We start from the raw sequence: 14,318 nt of genomic DNA on the forward strand, positions 1-14,318 counted from the left end.
GGTCTGGACCGCGACCGCAGACTCAATCCTCAAAAAAGTGGCCCGTGGCCGAGTCGCCCTTGAAACCATCAAACAAAACTGAGACAGACCACTAGCAACCCCGCGGAGTCTCCCTACCTTCGCCATCACGACGCCGGGGCTCACCGGCCCGGCGGCCCGCCACGCCGTCGGGACCCCGCAAAAGTGGGGAAACCCGGCGGCGCAGGGTGCAGGGGAGATTTACCGGCGCCGCGCCCGGCGCCGTTCGTTGCTGGCGAGGCCGCGGGTCGCCGGCCGGGCGAGCGTATCCCCGAGGACGATGCCCGCGGCGACGCCCAGCACGATGGCTCCGGCATTGATCATGCCGCCGACGCCCAGCAGATTGTCCGACTCCTCGACGGTCAATACGTACATGGACCGGAATATGGTGAGGCCGGGCAGCAGAATCAGGGCGGCCGGGACGGCCACCACGAGCTGCGGGGCGCCCATCCGCAGCGCCACCACCCGGGCCAGGAGCCCGATGACAACCGCTGCCAGCGCAGGTGAGAAGCGCGGCCCGATCCCGAACGCTTCTCCCCAAATCATCACCAGGTAGCCGATGACACCAATGGCCGCGGTCGGCAGCAGCAGGGTCCAGCCGGTTTGTTCGGTGATGCCGATCATCAGCACCGCGATGGCGATAAGGACCACCACCACCCAGAACTCATACGCCGGGGGGAATGTTTTACCGACGTCGATGGCCTCCATTCCCACCGTGTCTCCCACTACAAACCCCACGGCGATGCCGGCGACCAGGGCGCCGAACGTGAGCATGGTGGAGAGGAAGCGGCCGGCGGCAGTGACGGGGAAGCCGTTGATAGCATCCTGCACGGCGGACACGAGCCGGCCGGTCGGCAAGAGCAGCAGGATCCCGCCCACCACCACGATCTCGGGGGCAATCTGAATTCCGACGGGACCGCCGAAGCGTCCCAGCAGGAGGGCGATGAAGGTCACCAGGAACGAGCACGATGCCGTGATGAAGAAGTCCGGGGTACGCCAGCGGCTCAGCTGCCGGGCCAGGAGGCTGACGAGGAGGTTGGACAGGAAGGCCACCGCGGAGGCGCCCGGCCCTCCGCCAAGCACTCCAACGAACGCGGCGGAGAACACCCCGAACGCCACCGTGACCATCCAGCGCGGGAACGGCTTGGCGCTGTGGGTGATCTCCTCCAACCGGCGCACGGCCTCGTCCCGGCCTACCCCGCCGGTTACTATTTCCGTCACCAGCTGGTGGACTTGTGACAGCCCGGCGTAGTTGTTGGTCCAGGACCGGACCACCCGCAGCAGCGTGATCGGTGTCTGGTCCTTGGGCGCGTAGTTGATGGCGACCGACTGGTTGGTGATGTCCACTTCGATGTTTTTCAGGCCGAGCGCCGCGGTAATGGCGATGATGCTCGTTTCCACTTCGAGGGCGCCGGCGCCATACCGGAACATCGACTCAGCCAGATGCAGCGCAAAGTCGATGGTCTTGCGGGCGGAGGTGTCCACTCCGCCCACCTGAATCATCGGGTTGGCATACGGGCTGCCGGCGAGGCGGTCTACGATGCTCATCGGAGCGGTGGGCGGGTTCTCCCCCTGCACCAGCCGGCGCAGCATCCGCTTCGCGGCGGCGTCCTGGCGCACCTGGGTGGGAGACATCGGCGCCGTCTTGGGCAGTCCGTCTGTGCGCGGCCTGTGGCGGCCGTCGGTTTCCTTGGTCATTTCCGGCGTCCTCGCTTTTCCTGGCAGCCGGTTTAGTAGAACTGCCGGCCCGTGCGGCGGGTGTAGAGCTGGCGGGCTACGCGCTCTCCCGCGGCCATCCACGCCTTGTACTTCAACGGGTTGAGCACTTGGTCGTAGCAGCCCACGAAGTCCGTCACGGTCTTGCTGAAACTGGTTTTGAACAAGCCCAGGCCGTGGAACGGGTTGGACGTGTCCTTGAGCTGGTCGCTGGGAGGCGTGCCGCAGAAATCGTATTCCGTGCAGCCGAGGTCCTTGAACTGGCCGATGGCCGTCCACTGCACCAGGTGCGAGTCGCCGTACTGGTTGCGCTTTTGCAGCGAGCCGCCGTCCTTGTAGGTGCCCTTGCGGCCGTAGTTGATGACGAAGGCGCCCACTGAGGGCTCGCCGTTCTCGTAGACAAACAGCAGCCGTCCCTGGCCGCGGTTGATGAAGTTGGTCCAGAACTGCCGGTAGTACCCGTATTCGCGGACCCGCACCTGCGACTTGGCCTCCACAGTGTTGGTCATCAGCGCATACATGGCCCGGAAATTCTCTTCGGTGGGTTCCACGTTGTGGACCTCCACGCCTTCGCGGATCGCGCGCCGGACGGCATTGCGGCCGCGCGAATGCAGGTTGCGCAGCAGTTGGTTCTCATCCGGGGAAATGTCCAGCAGGGCCGTCGAGTCGTTGGGCTGCAGGTTGTGGGTCTTAACCAGACCGGTACCCTCGAGCACCCGCCGGGCCGTGTCAGTGAGCACGATGTCGGGCTCGATCTTGACGGCGAAGACACCGAGCCGGGCACGCTTGACGAACTCGGCGTTGGCCGCGGCGATGCCGGGGATGTCCTCGACGGACGCCACGTCAGGACCCTTGATCAGGTACCAGAGCTTGCCGAGCAGCGGAAAGGACTTTTCCAGAACGAGGTTGTAGCTCGTGTAATCGACGGTTTCGTACACGAGGTGCCGGGGCTTCCAGCCGAAGTGCTGCTTGACCTCGGCAAAAGCCTCCGACTGCAGGAGATTGCCGCCATTGGGATTCGCCGTGACGTGGGCGTCCCAGTTGGCGATCTCTTCGGCAGAGGCAAAACGGGCGGTGAATTCGCGCAAGGGTGCGGCATCCAATCATTGCGGTACGAGCGTCGGCGGCATGCGGACATGCAGCGTTAAGTCTATCCGCCCGGCCCCTCGCTCCCGGCCGGAGCGGACCGCTACGCTGGAAGTATGCCCTCCGATCAGCAACCACTGGCCACCGGACCCGCGAGCCACGACCAGGAGCCCCAAAAGCGCCCATGGGGCGCCCAGCTGCTGGGACTCCTTCTCTTCCTCGCGGCTTCCGCCTTGGTGGCGGGACTCGGCGGGCTTGCCACCGCTGACAACGTCAACGGCTGGTATGCCACCGCAAACAAGGCTCCGTGGTCGCCGCCGAACTGGTTGTTCGGCCCGGTCTGGACGGTTCTCTACATTGCGATGGCAACGGCCGCCTGGCTGGTGTGGCGGAGCGGGAAGAAAACGGCACGAGCCGCCCTGACCGCCTACGGCGTCCAGCTCGCGCTGAATCTGCTGTGGACGCCTGCTTTCTTCGGCCTGTATCCGGCGCTCGGCACACCGGCTCTCTGGCTCGCTTTCGGCGTCATTGCCGCCCTGGCGGTGGCCATAACGGTGACCGTGCTGTATTTCGGGCCGATCAGCCGCACGGCCGGGCTGTTGCTGCTTCCCTACCTGGCGTGGGTGGTTTTCGCCTCGTCACTGAACCTGTGGGCGGCCTTGAACAACTGACTCAGCACTCCACGACGTTAACGGCGAGGCCGCCCATGGCGGTCTCTTTGTATTTCGAGCTCATGTCCTTGCCGGTTTCGCGCATGGTGACGATGACCTCGTCAAGGGAGACCCGGTGCGTGCCGTCGCCCCACAGGGCCATCTTGGCGGCGTTGATTGCCTTGGCCGCGGCGATGGCGTTCCGTTCGATGCAGGGGATCTGAACGAGCCCGCCGATCGGGTCGCAGGTCAGGCCGAGGTTGTGCTCCATCGCGATTTCGGCGGCGTTTTCCACCTGCTGGGGTGTTCCGCCCAGAACTTCGGCCAGGCCGGCGGCGGCCATCGACGACGCCGAGCCCACCTCGCCCTGGCAGCCCACCTCGGCTCCGGAGATCGAAGCCTGCTCCTTGTAGAGCACCCCGACGGCCGCGGCAGTGAGCAGGAACTTGACCACCACGTCATCGCGGTCGGCCTGGCTGGCTTTGTCCATGCCGGGGGCGAAATGCAGGGCGTAGTACAGCACGGCGGGGATGATGCCGGCGGCGCCGTTGGTCGGGGCGGTGACAACACGTCCGCCCGAGGCGTTTTCCTCGTTCACGGCCAGGGCGATCAGGTTTACCCACTCCTGCCAGTACTTCGGGTCCCGGTAACCCGGGTCCTGGCCGGGGTTTTCCTTCAGGAGGCGTTCGTGCCAGTCAGGGGCCCGGCGTCGGACTTTGAGCCCGCCCGGCAGCAGGCCCTCGCGCTTGAGGCTGACCTCGACGCAGCCTTCCATCACCGAGTAAATGTGCAGGAGCCCCTCGCGGATCTCGTCCTCGGTCCGGGCGGCGCGCTCATTGATGAACATGATCTCGCCGATTGAGAGGCCCTCGGACTGGCAGTGGACCAGCAGTTCCGCGGCGGTGCGGAACGGCAGGGGCAGTTCCTTTTTGGATTCGTCGAGTTCTTTGAGCGCGGCGTCCTCCTCACCCTCGCGGACAATGAAGCCGCCGCCGACGGAGAAGAACGTCGCGCTGTGCAGGACCTGGCCGTCGACGCCGGAGACAGCGAACGTCATGCCGTTGGTGTGTCGCGGCAGGATGGTCAGCGGGCGCAGGACCATGTCCTTCACCCCGTAGGGCAACGGCGTCGATCCTGCCAGCCGGAGGGTGCCCGTCGCGTCGATCGCCGCGAGGCGTTCCTCGACTTCGTCGGGCAGGATCAGTTCCGGATGAAACCCCTCCAGGCCGAGCAGGATGGCGGTCATGGTGCCGTGGCCGTGCCCGGTCGCGGCAAGGGACCCGAACAAATCCACCCGCAGCGCGGCGACGCGTTCCAAGACACCGGAATCCTTGAGCTCACCCGCAAACACGGCGGCAGCCCTCATCGGCCCCACAGTATGCGAACTCGAAGGCCCGATACCGATAGAGAAGAGATCAAACACGCCGACTGCCATGGTGGTTCCTAACTAAATGAATGCCGTCCGGACGGATGAGTCCGGACGTGTGCACGAGGGGCCGGCGGAGCCGGACGTTTCGAAAGCGTTGCGTCTAAGCGAGGGCCCACGCCGGCCGGGTTCCCTGGCCGAGCTTCGGAGGCTGGGGTGCCGGTGGGGAGCGGGCACGCGTGAAAAGTCCGGTCCGCCGGGCCCGGAGCCAAACCCGAAAGAGGGTCCGGCTCCGGAGGCAGTCAGCCGAGGTTGGCTACCGAGGGGTAGAGCGGGTGGGCGGCGGCGAGAGCCTCGACTCTGCCGCGCAGTGCGGAGAGGTCCGCGCCGGCGTCGGCGATCAACGCCTCGGCGATGATGTCCGCGACTTCGGCGAAGGCGGCCTCGCCGAACCCGCGGGTGGCCAAAGCCGGGGTTCCGATCCGCAGCCCCGAGGTGACCATCGGCGGGCGGGGGTCGAACGGCACGGCGTTGCGGTTGACGGTGATGTCGATTTCCGCGAGGCGGTCCTCGGCTTCCTGACCGTTCAGCTCGCAGGTGCGCAGGTCCACGAGAACCAGGTGCACGTCGGTGCCGCCGGAGATCACGTTGATTCCCTTGGCGGTGACGTCCGGCTGCATGAGGCGCTCGGCGAGGATCCGGGCGCCGGCCAGCACGCGTTCCTGGCGTTCCTTGAACTCCGGTGACGCGGCGATCTTGAACGCCACCGCCTTGCCGGCGATCACGTGCTCCAGCGGGCCGCCCTGCTGTCCCGGGAACACGGCCGAGTTGATCTTCTTGGCGATGTCGGAGTCGTTGGAGAGGATGATGCCACCGCGCGGACCGGCGAGGGTCTTGTGCGTCGTGGAGGTGGTGACGTGCGCGTGCGGCACCGGTGACGGGTGCAGCCCTGCGGCCACCAGCCCGGCGAAGTGGGCCATGTCCACCATGAGGTAGGCACCCACGGAGTCGGCGATGCGGCGGAATTCAGCGAAGTCCAGCTGCCGGGCGTACGCGGACCAGCCGGCGACGATCAGCTTCGGTTTGTGCTCCTGCGCCAGCCGTTCGACCTCGGCCATGTCAATCCGGTGGTCATCTTCCCGGACCTGGTACGGGATCACGTTGTACAGCCGGCCGGAGAAGTTGATCTTCATGCCGTGGGTGAGGTGACCGCCGTGCGCCAGGTTCAGGCCCATGATGGTGTCCCCGGGCCGGATCAGCGCATGCATGACGGAGGCGTTGGCCTGCGCACCGGAGTGCGGCTGGACGTTCGCGTATTCGGCGCCGAACAGTGCCTTCACGCGGTCGATGGCGAGCTGTTCGATCACGTCAACGTGTTCGCAGCCGCCGTAGTAACGCCTGCCCGGGTAGCCCTCGGCGTACTTGTTGGTCAGCACCGAGCCCTGGGCCTGCATCACTGCCTTCGCGGTGTGGTTCTCCGAGGCGATCATCTCCAGGCCGTCGCGCTGGCGGGCCAGCTCGGCATCAATTTTCGCTGCGATCTCCGGATCCAACGCTGAGAGCTCCGCGTCCAGGGACGGGGAGACTACCTGCTCGAAGGAGACCGTTCCAGCGGCCGCGCTCACAGCTCGCCGCCGTTCTTGGACGCGTATTCCTCGGCCGACAACAACGGGCCCTCGGAAACCGCGGCCACCTTGAAGAGCCAGCCGGCACCGTAAGGATCGGAGTTGATCAGGGCGGGGTCCTCGACGACGGCGGGGTTGGTCTCAGTGACCTCGCCGGTGACGGGGGCGTACAAGTCGGACACCGACTTGGTCGACTCGACCTCGCCGCATGTCTCCCCCGCGGCTACCACGGAGCCAACTTCCGGCAGGTCAACGTAGACGATGTCGCCCAGGGCGTCCGTGGCGACGGCGGAGATGCCGATCGACACGATGTTCGATCCGGCGTCACCGGAGTCCCGGGCAACCCACTCGTGTTCCTCGGAGTACTGCAGTTCAGGTGCAACTTTTGCCATGTGTTTTTCCTTCTAGAGTTGAAAGTCGTGGACCACAACCATTGTGGCCGGGGCGGAACTACTTTTGGCGCTTGTAAAAGGGCAGTGCTGCGACTTCGAAGGGCTCTGTCTTGCCGCGCAGGTCGATGTCCAGGGCGGTGCCCGGTTCGGCGAACTCGACGGCGACGTAGGCCATCGCCACCGGGTAGCCGAGGGTCGGGCTCGGCTGGCCGGAGGTAACTTCGCCAACCACGCTGCCGTCCTTCAGGACCGGGTAGTGGCCACGGCCGGCGCGCCGGCCGAGACCCTTGAGCCCGACAAGCTTGCGGCCGCTGGTCCTCCCTGCCCCTGCTTCTTTCTTCGCGGCGAGCGCCGTCTTGCCGACGAAGTCGCCTTCCTTGGACAGCGCGACGACGGGTCCCAGTCCGGCGGCGAACGGGTCCCCCTCGAGCGAGAGTTCGTTGCCGTAGAGCGGCATGCCGGCCTCGAGACGGAGTGAGTCGCGGGAGGCCAGACCGGCAGGGGTCAGTTCACCGTCCTCGGCGATGGCGATGAGCGCCTGCCAGAGGGCGGCGGCGTCGTCGTTGGACACGAAGATCTCGAAGCCGTCCTCACCGGTGTAGCCCGTGCGGGCCAGGAGCAGCTCCTGGCCGGCACCGCCGACCATGAACGGGACCTCGACGGCGGCGTAGTACTTCAGACCAGTCACCAGCTCGTGCTGCGCGGCCGGAACCAGGCGGAGCAGGATGGCCTCAGCTGCGGGGCCCTGGACCGCGATCAGCGAGATCTCGGCCGAGGCGTCCCGGACGGTGACGTCGAACCCGCCGTCCTGGCCGGAACGGGCACGATCGGCCAGGGCCGCGGCCACAACCTTGGCGTTGCCGGCGTTGGGAACCACAAGAAACGCATCGGTGCCGTCGGCCGCCGCCGGCCGGCGGTAGGTGATGAGGTCATCGATGATGCCGCCGTCCTCGTTGCAGATCAGCGAGTACTTGGCCTTGCCCACCGCCATGGCGGAGATCTTGCCGACGAGGGCGTAGTCCAGGAAGGCTGCGGCATCCGGCCCGGTGACCCAGACTTCACCCATGTGGGAGAGATCGAACAGGCCCGCGGACTTGCGGACGGCGTGGTGTTCGGCGAGCTCGGAGCTGTACTTGAGCGGCATCTGCCAGCCGCCGAAGTCCGTGAAGGACGCACCGAGCTTTTTGTGCTCTTCGTACAGGGCAGTGTAGTTCTCAGTCATGTCGTGATCCTCAGTTTTCAAACTCGGACAGGGGTGGGCAGGAGCAGATCAGGTTCCGGTCCCCGGCAGCGCCGTCGATCCGGCCGACCGGCGGGAAATACTTGTCCTGTTTGAGCGTGTGGACCGGGAAGACGGCCTGCTCACGCGGGTACTCGCGGGCCCAGTCGGTGCTGATGACAGCGGCCGCGGTGTGCGGGGCGTTGCGCAGCGGGCTCTCTTCCACGGTGAAGTCACCGGACGCCACCTGGTCGATCTCGGCACGGATGGCGATCATCGCCGTGATGAACCGGTCGATCTCACCGAGGTCCTCGGACTCGGTGGGCTCCACCATCAGGGTGCCGGCCACCGGGAACGCCAAGGTGGGCGCATGGAAACCGTAATCGATCAGGCGCTTGGCGACGTCCTCAGCTGTCACTCCGGTCTTGGCGGTGAGTTCGCGCAGGTCCAGGATGCACTCGTGGGCCACCAGGCCGCCGTCGCCGGTGTAGAGCACCGGGAAAAAATCGTTGAGCCGGGCCGCGACGTAGTTGGCCGCGAGCAGCGCCGACCTGGTGGCCTCGGTCAGGCCCTGGCCGCCCATAAGCTTCACGTACGCCCAGGAGATCGGCAGCACACCGGCCGAGCCGTACCGGGAGGCCGAGATCGGGGTGCCGTCGGCGCCGTTGGCCGGGTCGGCGGCGTTGCCTGGCATGAACGGGGCCAGGTGCGCCCGGGCCGCGACCGGGCCGACACCGGGTCCGCCGCCGCCGTGCGGAATGCAGAAGGTCTTGTGCAGGTTCAGGTGCGAGACGTCGCCGCCGAACTGGCCCGGCTGGGCGAGGCCGACGAGGGCGTTGAGGTTGGCGCCGTCGATGTAGACCTGGCCGCCGGCGGCGTGGATCGCGTCGCAGACCTCGCGGACGTCGGCGTCGAACACACCGTGGGTGGAGGGGTAGGTGATCATGATCGCGGAGAGCGCGTCCCGGTGCAGCTCGATCTTGGCGGTCAGGTCGGCGTGGTCGATCGTGCCGTCGGAGGCGGTCGCGACGACCACGACTTTCATGCCGGCCAGCACGGCCGACGCCGCGTTGGTGCCGTGCGCGGAGGCCGGGATGAGGCAGACGTTGCGCTGGGCGTCGCCGCGGGAACGGTGGTAGCCACGGATGGCGAGCAATCCGGCCAGTTCGCCCTGGGAGCCGGCATTGGGCTGGATGGAGACCTGGTCGTAGCCGGTGATTTCGGTGAGCTGGGCTTCGAGGTCCTCGATCAGTTCGCGCCAGCCCGCAGTCTGGGATTCGGGTGCGAAGGGGTGGATGGAGGCGAACTCCGGCCAGGAGATGGCTTCCATTTCGGCCGTCGCGTTCAGCTTCATGGTGCAGGAACCCAGCGGGATCATGGTGCGGTCCAGCGCGAGGTCACGGTCCGAGAGGCGGCGGATGTAGCGCAGCAGCTGCGTTTCCGAGCGGTGGGTGTTGAAGACCGGGTGTTGGAGGTAGTCGGAGGTGCGCTCGACGGCGGTGTCCAGGCCGAAGGCTGTGCCGGTGTCTGCCCCGGAGTCGGCAACACTGGCACCGAAGGCCGCGACGACGTCGGCGACGATGGCCGCCGTCGTGGCTTCATCGGTGGAGATGCCCACAGTGTCAGCGTCGATGGCGCGCAGGTTGATGCCCTTGGCCTCGGCGGCGGCGATGATGCCCGCGGCTTTGCCGGGTGCGGAGACGGTGACGGTGTCGAAGAAGGAGGAATGCTGCACGTCCAGGCCGGCTGCCTGCAGTGAGGCGGCGATGGTCCGGGCGTGGTCATGGACGGTCGCGGCAATCGCCTTCAGGCCCTCCGGGCCGTGGTAGACGGCGTAGAAGGAGGAGACGATGGCCAGCAGCGCCTGCGCGGTGCAGATGTTGGACGTGGCCTTCTCGCGGCGGATGTGCTGCTCGCGGGTCTGCAGCGCCAGGCGGTAGGCGGGAACGCCGGTGTTGTCCTTGGACACGCCCACGAGGCGGCCGGGCATAGAGCGTTCCAGGCCCTTCTGCACCGCCATGTACGCAGCGTGCGGCCCGCCGAAGAACAGCGGCACGCCGAAGCGCTGGGTGGAGCCGACGGCGATGTCCGCGCCCTGTTCGCCCGGGGGCGTGATGAGGGTCAAGGAGAGCAGGTCCGCGGCGACCGTGACGAGCGCGCCGCGTTCCTTGGCATCGGCGATCACGGCAGAGTGGTCGATCACGCGGCCGGAGACGCCGGGCTGCTGCAGGACGATGCCGTTGATGACGCCCTCCGGCAGGCCTTTGGACAGGTCAGCCACTTCCACCTCGAAGCCGAGCGCCTCGGCGCGGCCGCGAACGATGGCGATGGTCTGCGGGAGGCAATCGGCGTCGAGGACGGTCTTGCCGTCGTGGGCGGACTTGTTCTTGTTGGCGCGGCGCATCATCAGCACGGCCTCGGCGACAGCGGTGGCTTCGTCCAGCAGGGAGGCGTTGGCGATGGAGAGGCCGACAAGGTCCTGGACCATGGTCTGGAAGTTCAGCAGTGCTTCGAGCCGGCCCTGGGAGATTTCGGGCTGGTAGGGGGTGTACGCGGTGTACCAGGCAGGGGCCTCAAGGATGTTGCGGCGGATCACCGGCGGGGTAAGGGTGTCGTAGTAGCCCTGGCCGATCATCTGCACGGCCGTCGTGTTCTTCGATGCCAGTTTGCGCAGTTCGGCCAGGACTTCGACTTCGCTGAGGGCTTCGGTGAGCTTCAGCGGGGAGTCCTGGCGGATGACCTTCGGGACGGCGGTGTCCACGAGCGCGTCGACGGTGTCGTAACCGACAGCCTTCAGCATGGCGTCGACGTCGGCCTGGCGGCGGGCGCCGATGTGCCGGTCAACGAAGGACGTGGAGGCTGGGGTAACAGTCACAAGGAACTCCATAACTAAGGCGGCGCAGGGTACGCCACATTGATTCGGGTTCCTCCCCACTCTGTATTGGACCTGAGAGTTTCCGCGCAGCCGCTTTCGCGAGGCTCCGCTTGCACCGTCGGTGAGCATCGCACCCCGGCTGGGGTGCCTGCTGCTTTCCAGAGTTGCCTTGCCGCGGCGGTACGTGGGCCTGAGAGATTCCTGGGGAGGGTTTGCTCCTACGGCGCCTGCTTGTACCTACTTGCAGGACTCTCCCGCCGCAGATCAAAGGCTATTTAGTTGCTCGTGACCGCAGTCACAGCTTCCATTGTCCTATGCCGGGGCTGCGTCCGCAAACCAGCGGCGGGAACCTGCTGGCGCATGACGCACACGGACCCTCCGCCCGGGGCGCGGGTCCGGAAGCGTCACGTCCTGCGGGGCTTAACCGCGGAGCCGGTCGAGTGCGGCGAGAAGGCTCTCGACGTCGGGGCCCACCTCAGGGAGTGAACCGCCTGGCGCGCGGGCCAGCATGGCGTTGAAGTACAGCCCGTCCCCCATATACAGGACCGGCTTGGCCATGGCGGGGCCGACATCGGTTGCCAGCAGCTCCAGCCAGGCCGCCTGGACGGCGGCCATGCGGCGCAGGGTTTCCTGGTGGGCGACTTCAGCGAGCCGGGTCGCGGCGACGAAAACGCGATCCAGCGGCGTGTCCGCCCAGACAGAGGACTTAATAAAGAACGCCGCGGCGCCCTCCGGTGCGGCGGCCATGGCTGCCAGGTCCTCGGCGAGCAGCCGGTCCAGCCGTTCCAGCAGGACCGAGATCATCGCGTCCTTGGTAGGGAAGTGATACAGCAGCCCGCCCTTGGATACGCCTGCGAGCCGGGCCACGGCGTCGAGCGTCGCCGCGCGTTCGCCCTCTTCAATCAACAGGGATTCGAACGCGTCGAGGACGGCTTCGCGGGCGACGGGTTTTCTGGCCATGGCTCCTATCTTGCCCCGCTGAGGGCGCCGATCGGTAAACACCGCATTTCGTAACTATACCGTCCAGACGGTACAGTTATCGTCATGAGCAACACTGCCGCCACCACCAGCCACCCCGGCACCCCCGGCTCCGACGCCGGATCAACGGTGACCCGGCCGCCTCAGGCGCCCTGGCGCGACTGGCTGGCGCTTGCCCTGTTGATGTTCCCGGTGCTGCTCGTGGCCGTCGATAACACCGCACTGACCTTCGCACTGCCGGCAATCGCGCGCAGCCTCGACGCCTCCGGCGTGGAACTGCTCTGGATTGTGGACGCCTATCCCCTGGTCCTCGCGGGACTCCTGGTGGCGATGGGCAGCTTGGGCGACAGGATCGGGCGCCGCCGGCTGCTTTTCGTCGGCAGCACCGGATTCGCTGCGGTTTCGGCGGTCACGGCATTTGCCCCCAGCGCCGAGTGGCTGATTGCCGGCCGCGCCGGGTTGGGGTTCTTCGGGGCCATGCTGATGCCCTCCACCTTGTCCCTGATCCGCAACATCTTTCCCGAGCCCAACCGGCGCCGGCTGGCAGTGGCCATCTGGGCGGCCGGGTTCTCCGGTGGCGCCGCTCTGGGCCCGATCTTCGGCGGCTGGCTGGTGGAACACTTCTGGTGGGGCGCGGTTCTCCTGGTGGCCGTCCCGATCATCCTGCCCCTGCTGGCACTCGGCCCGGCCCTCATCCCGGAATCCCGCGATCCCAACCCGGGGCGGGTGGATCTGCCCAGCATCCTTCTGTCCCTGCTGGTGATGGTCCCGGTGGTCTACGGCATCAAAGTCCTGGCCACGCATGGTCTCGTCGCGGAACCGTTGGGGGCCATCGCCTTCGGCCTGCTCATGGGGTACGTTTTCGTCCGGCGCCAGCGGCACCTCCTGGCGGCGTCGGGTGCCCGGAACCGCACGGCCCCCTTGCTGGACCTCAGCCTCTTCGGCAACCGGGTCTTCAGCACCGCCATCATTGCGAACGTCCTGGCGCTGTTCTCCTTCAACGGCTTCATTCTGTTCCTCGCCCAGCACCTGCAACTGATCGAGGGGCAGTCGCCGTCGGAGTCCGGTGTCGCCATGGTCCCCGCCCTCATCGCCACCGTACTGGCGGGACTGCTGGTGGTGCCTCTGGTGAAGAAGGTCCGCCCCGGATTCGTAGTGGCGGGCGGGTTGCTGCTGAGCGCCGCCGGCTATTTCCTGGTGGCCTTCGGCGATCATGGCCACGGCCCGGCGCTGTTGCTGGCTGCCTTGCTGGTGCTGTGCCTGGGCGTCGGCGCCGCCGAAACCATCTCCAACGACCTCATCCTCGGTGCTGCGCCGGCCGAGAAGTCCGGAGCGGCGGCCGCGATCTCCGAGACCGGCTACGAAGTCGGTTCCCTCCTGGGCACCGCCATCCTGGGTTCGATCCTGACAGCCTCCTACCAGGGGAATCTTCGGCTCCCCACCGGCGCCGCCGAGGCAGCCCCTGCTGCCGTGACAATCCAGGCCGGTGAGACCCTGGCCGGTGCCGTGGAACTGGCCCAGGTGCTGCCGGCGCCCCTGGCGGAGGCTGTGATGACCGCTGCGCGGACCGCTTTTGATTCCGGTGTGCACATCACGGCCACCATCGCCCTGGTGCTCATGGCCGGCGCGTCGGTGCTCGCTGCCGTCGTCCTGCGGAAGGTGCCGACCGCGAACTAGCCCGGGCGCCGGAGCCGGAAGCCCACGCAGGCTGGATGCTGCTTAATTGCAGAGCGCCCGGCGCCGGGGAAACCGGCGCCGGGCGCTCTGCATATCCCGTAGGGTGCAGCCGAAGAGCTACTTGCCCTTCGCCGTCGTGACGTCGGCGGTGGCCCGCATCGTCTCGGCGTTGACCATCCAGGCGTACTGCTCCAGCTTGGCAATAAAGGCGTGCAGCAGGTCAGCGGTGGTGGGATCTTCCTCGTCCACCGCGTCGTGGACTTTGCGCATGGTGCCGACGGCAGCTTCGAGGGCCGCAACGATCCGCTCGATGGCGTCCTTGGTGTTGATCAAGCCGTTCGGGAACTCGGCCAGCGAGGTCGACTTGGACACGGTGGAGCTGCGGCCGTCCGGGAGGGCGTGGAGGGCGCGCATGCGCTCGGCAAGGTCGTCCGCGAAGGCGCGGGCGGCTTCGATGATCTCATCCAGCTGAAGGTGCAGGTCCCGGAAGTTCGTTCCTACAATGTTCCAGTGCGCCTGCTTGCCCTGGATGTGCAGTTCGATCAGGTCTACGAGCACGGCCTGCAGGTTTGTTGTGAGGGTAGGTGTTGCTTTCATGCGTCCTCCTGAGTAAGTCCGGTCCGGCCGCGCACACTGCTGCCGCGCCCGGTATCGCCAAATCCGATGCCTCGACGCTACCGCAGGCCGTCTAAGCCGGGCGACGGCCACGGGGAATT

11 protein-coding genes and 2 riboswitches are annotated in these 14,318 nt (G+C 66.9%); of the genes, 2 read left to right on the top strand and 9 right to left on the bottom strand.

Annotation, left to right across the window (positions count from 1 at the left end; translation table 11 throughout):
- Window positions 1-219: 219 nt before the first annotated feature.
- Both RCH15_RS15890 and RCH15_RS15895 read right to left on the bottom strand, forming a co-directional pair.
- Complete coding sequence (locus RCH15_RS15890) at window positions 220-1,716, bottom strand: threonine/serine ThrE exporter family protein (RefSeq protein WP_326961633.1); 1,497 nt, start codon at window positions 1,714-1,716, stop codon at window positions 220-222.
- A gap of 32 nt (window positions 1,717-1,748) precedes the next feature.
- The gene (locus RCH15_RS15895; RefSeq protein WP_326961634.1) at window positions 1,749-2,822 is read right to left on the bottom strand and encodes a lipid II:glycine glycyltransferase FemX; all 1,074 of its coding nucleotides are present in this window, start codon (window positions 2,820-2,822) and stop codon (window positions 1,749-1,751) included.
- A gap of 114 nt (window positions 2,823-2,936) precedes the next feature.
- Here RCH15_RS15895 and RCH15_RS15900 point away from each other — a divergent pair, with 114 nt between their 5' ends.
- A complete protein-coding gene (locus RCH15_RS15900; protein WP_326961635.1) occupies window positions 2,937-3,491 on the top strand; it encodes a TspO/MBR family protein in 555 nt (184 codons plus the stop codon).
- A gap of 1 nt (window position 3,492) precedes the next feature.
- Here the strand turns inward: RCH15_RS15900 and RCH15_RS15905 are convergent, their stop codons facing one another.
- The 6 genes from RCH15_RS15905 to RCH15_RS15930 form a co-directional block, all read right to left on the bottom strand.
- Entirely contained in the window at window positions 3,493-4,905 is a 1,413-nt protein-coding gene (locus tag RCH15_RS15905) for an L-serine ammonia-lyase (protein ID WP_326961636.1), read from the bottom strand.
- Between the two features lie 233 nt (window positions 4,906-5,138).
- Window positions 5,139-6,461: a serine hydroxymethyltransferase gene (glyA, locus tag RCH15_RS15910; protein ID WP_326961637.1), complete on the bottom strand. Its 1,323-nt coding sequence runs from the start codon at window positions 6,459-6,461 to the stop codon at window positions 5,139-5,141.
- Window positions 6,458-6,853: a glycine cleavage system protein GcvH gene (gene gcvH / locus RCH15_RS15915; protein ID WP_326961638.1), complete on the bottom strand. Its 396-nt coding sequence runs from the start codon at window positions 6,851-6,853 to the stop codon at window positions 6,458-6,460. The genes glyA and gcvH overlap by 4 nt, the downstream gene beginning before the upstream one ends.
- Window positions 6,854-6,911: 58 nt before the next feature.
- Window positions 6,912-8,075 (bottom strand): glycine cleavage system aminomethyltransferase GcvT, encoded by a 1,164-nt coding sequence (gene gcvT / locus RCH15_RS15920; RefSeq protein ID WP_326961639.1) that lies wholly within the window; start codon window positions 8,073-8,075, stop codon window positions 6,912-6,914.
- Window positions 8,076-8,085: 10 nt separating this feature from the next.
- Window positions 8,086-10,959, bottom strand: a complete 2,874-nt coding sequence (gene gcvP, locus RCH15_RS15925) for an aminomethyl-transferring glycine dehydrogenase (RefSeq protein WP_326961640.1) — start codon at window positions 10,957-10,959, stop codon at window positions 8,086-8,088.
- A 39-nt stretch (window positions 10,960-10,998) separates the two neighbouring features.
- Window positions 10,999-11,114, bottom strand: a riboswitch (glycine riboswitch).
- A 1-nt stretch (window position 11,115) separates the two neighbouring features.
- A riboswitch (glycine riboswitch) is annotated at window positions 11,116-11,214 on the bottom strand.
- 153 nt (window positions 11,215-11,367) lie between these two features.
- The gene (locus tag RCH15_RS15930) at window positions 11,368-11,907 is read right to left on the bottom strand and encodes a TetR/AcrR family transcriptional regulator (protein WP_326961641.1); all 540 of its coding nucleotides are present in this window, start codon (window positions 11,905-11,907) and stop codon (window positions 11,368-11,370) included.
- An 84-nt stretch (window positions 11,908-11,991) separates the two neighbouring features.
- Between RCH15_RS15930 and RCH15_RS15935 the strand changes: the two genes are divergently transcribed.
- Complete coding sequence (locus tag RCH15_RS15935) at window positions 11,992-13,602, top strand: MFS transporter (RefSeq protein WP_326961642.1); 1,611 nt, start codon at window positions 11,992-11,994, stop codon at window positions 13,600-13,602.
- Between the two features lie 117 nt (window positions 13,603-13,719).
- Here RCH15_RS15935 and RCH15_RS15940 read toward each other — a convergent pair whose 3' ends face one another.
- A complete protein-coding gene (locus RCH15_RS15940; protein ID WP_326961643.1) occupies window positions 13,720-14,199 on the bottom strand; it encodes a Dps family protein in 480 nt (159 codons plus the stop codon).
- Between the last annotated feature and the right edge of the window lie 119 nt (window positions 14,200-14,318).

The organism is Arthrobacter sp. MP_M4 (assembly GCF_035984855.1).
Classification (GTDB): domain Bacteria; phylum Actinomycetota; class Actinomycetes; order Actinomycetales; family Micrococcaceae; genus Arthrobacter.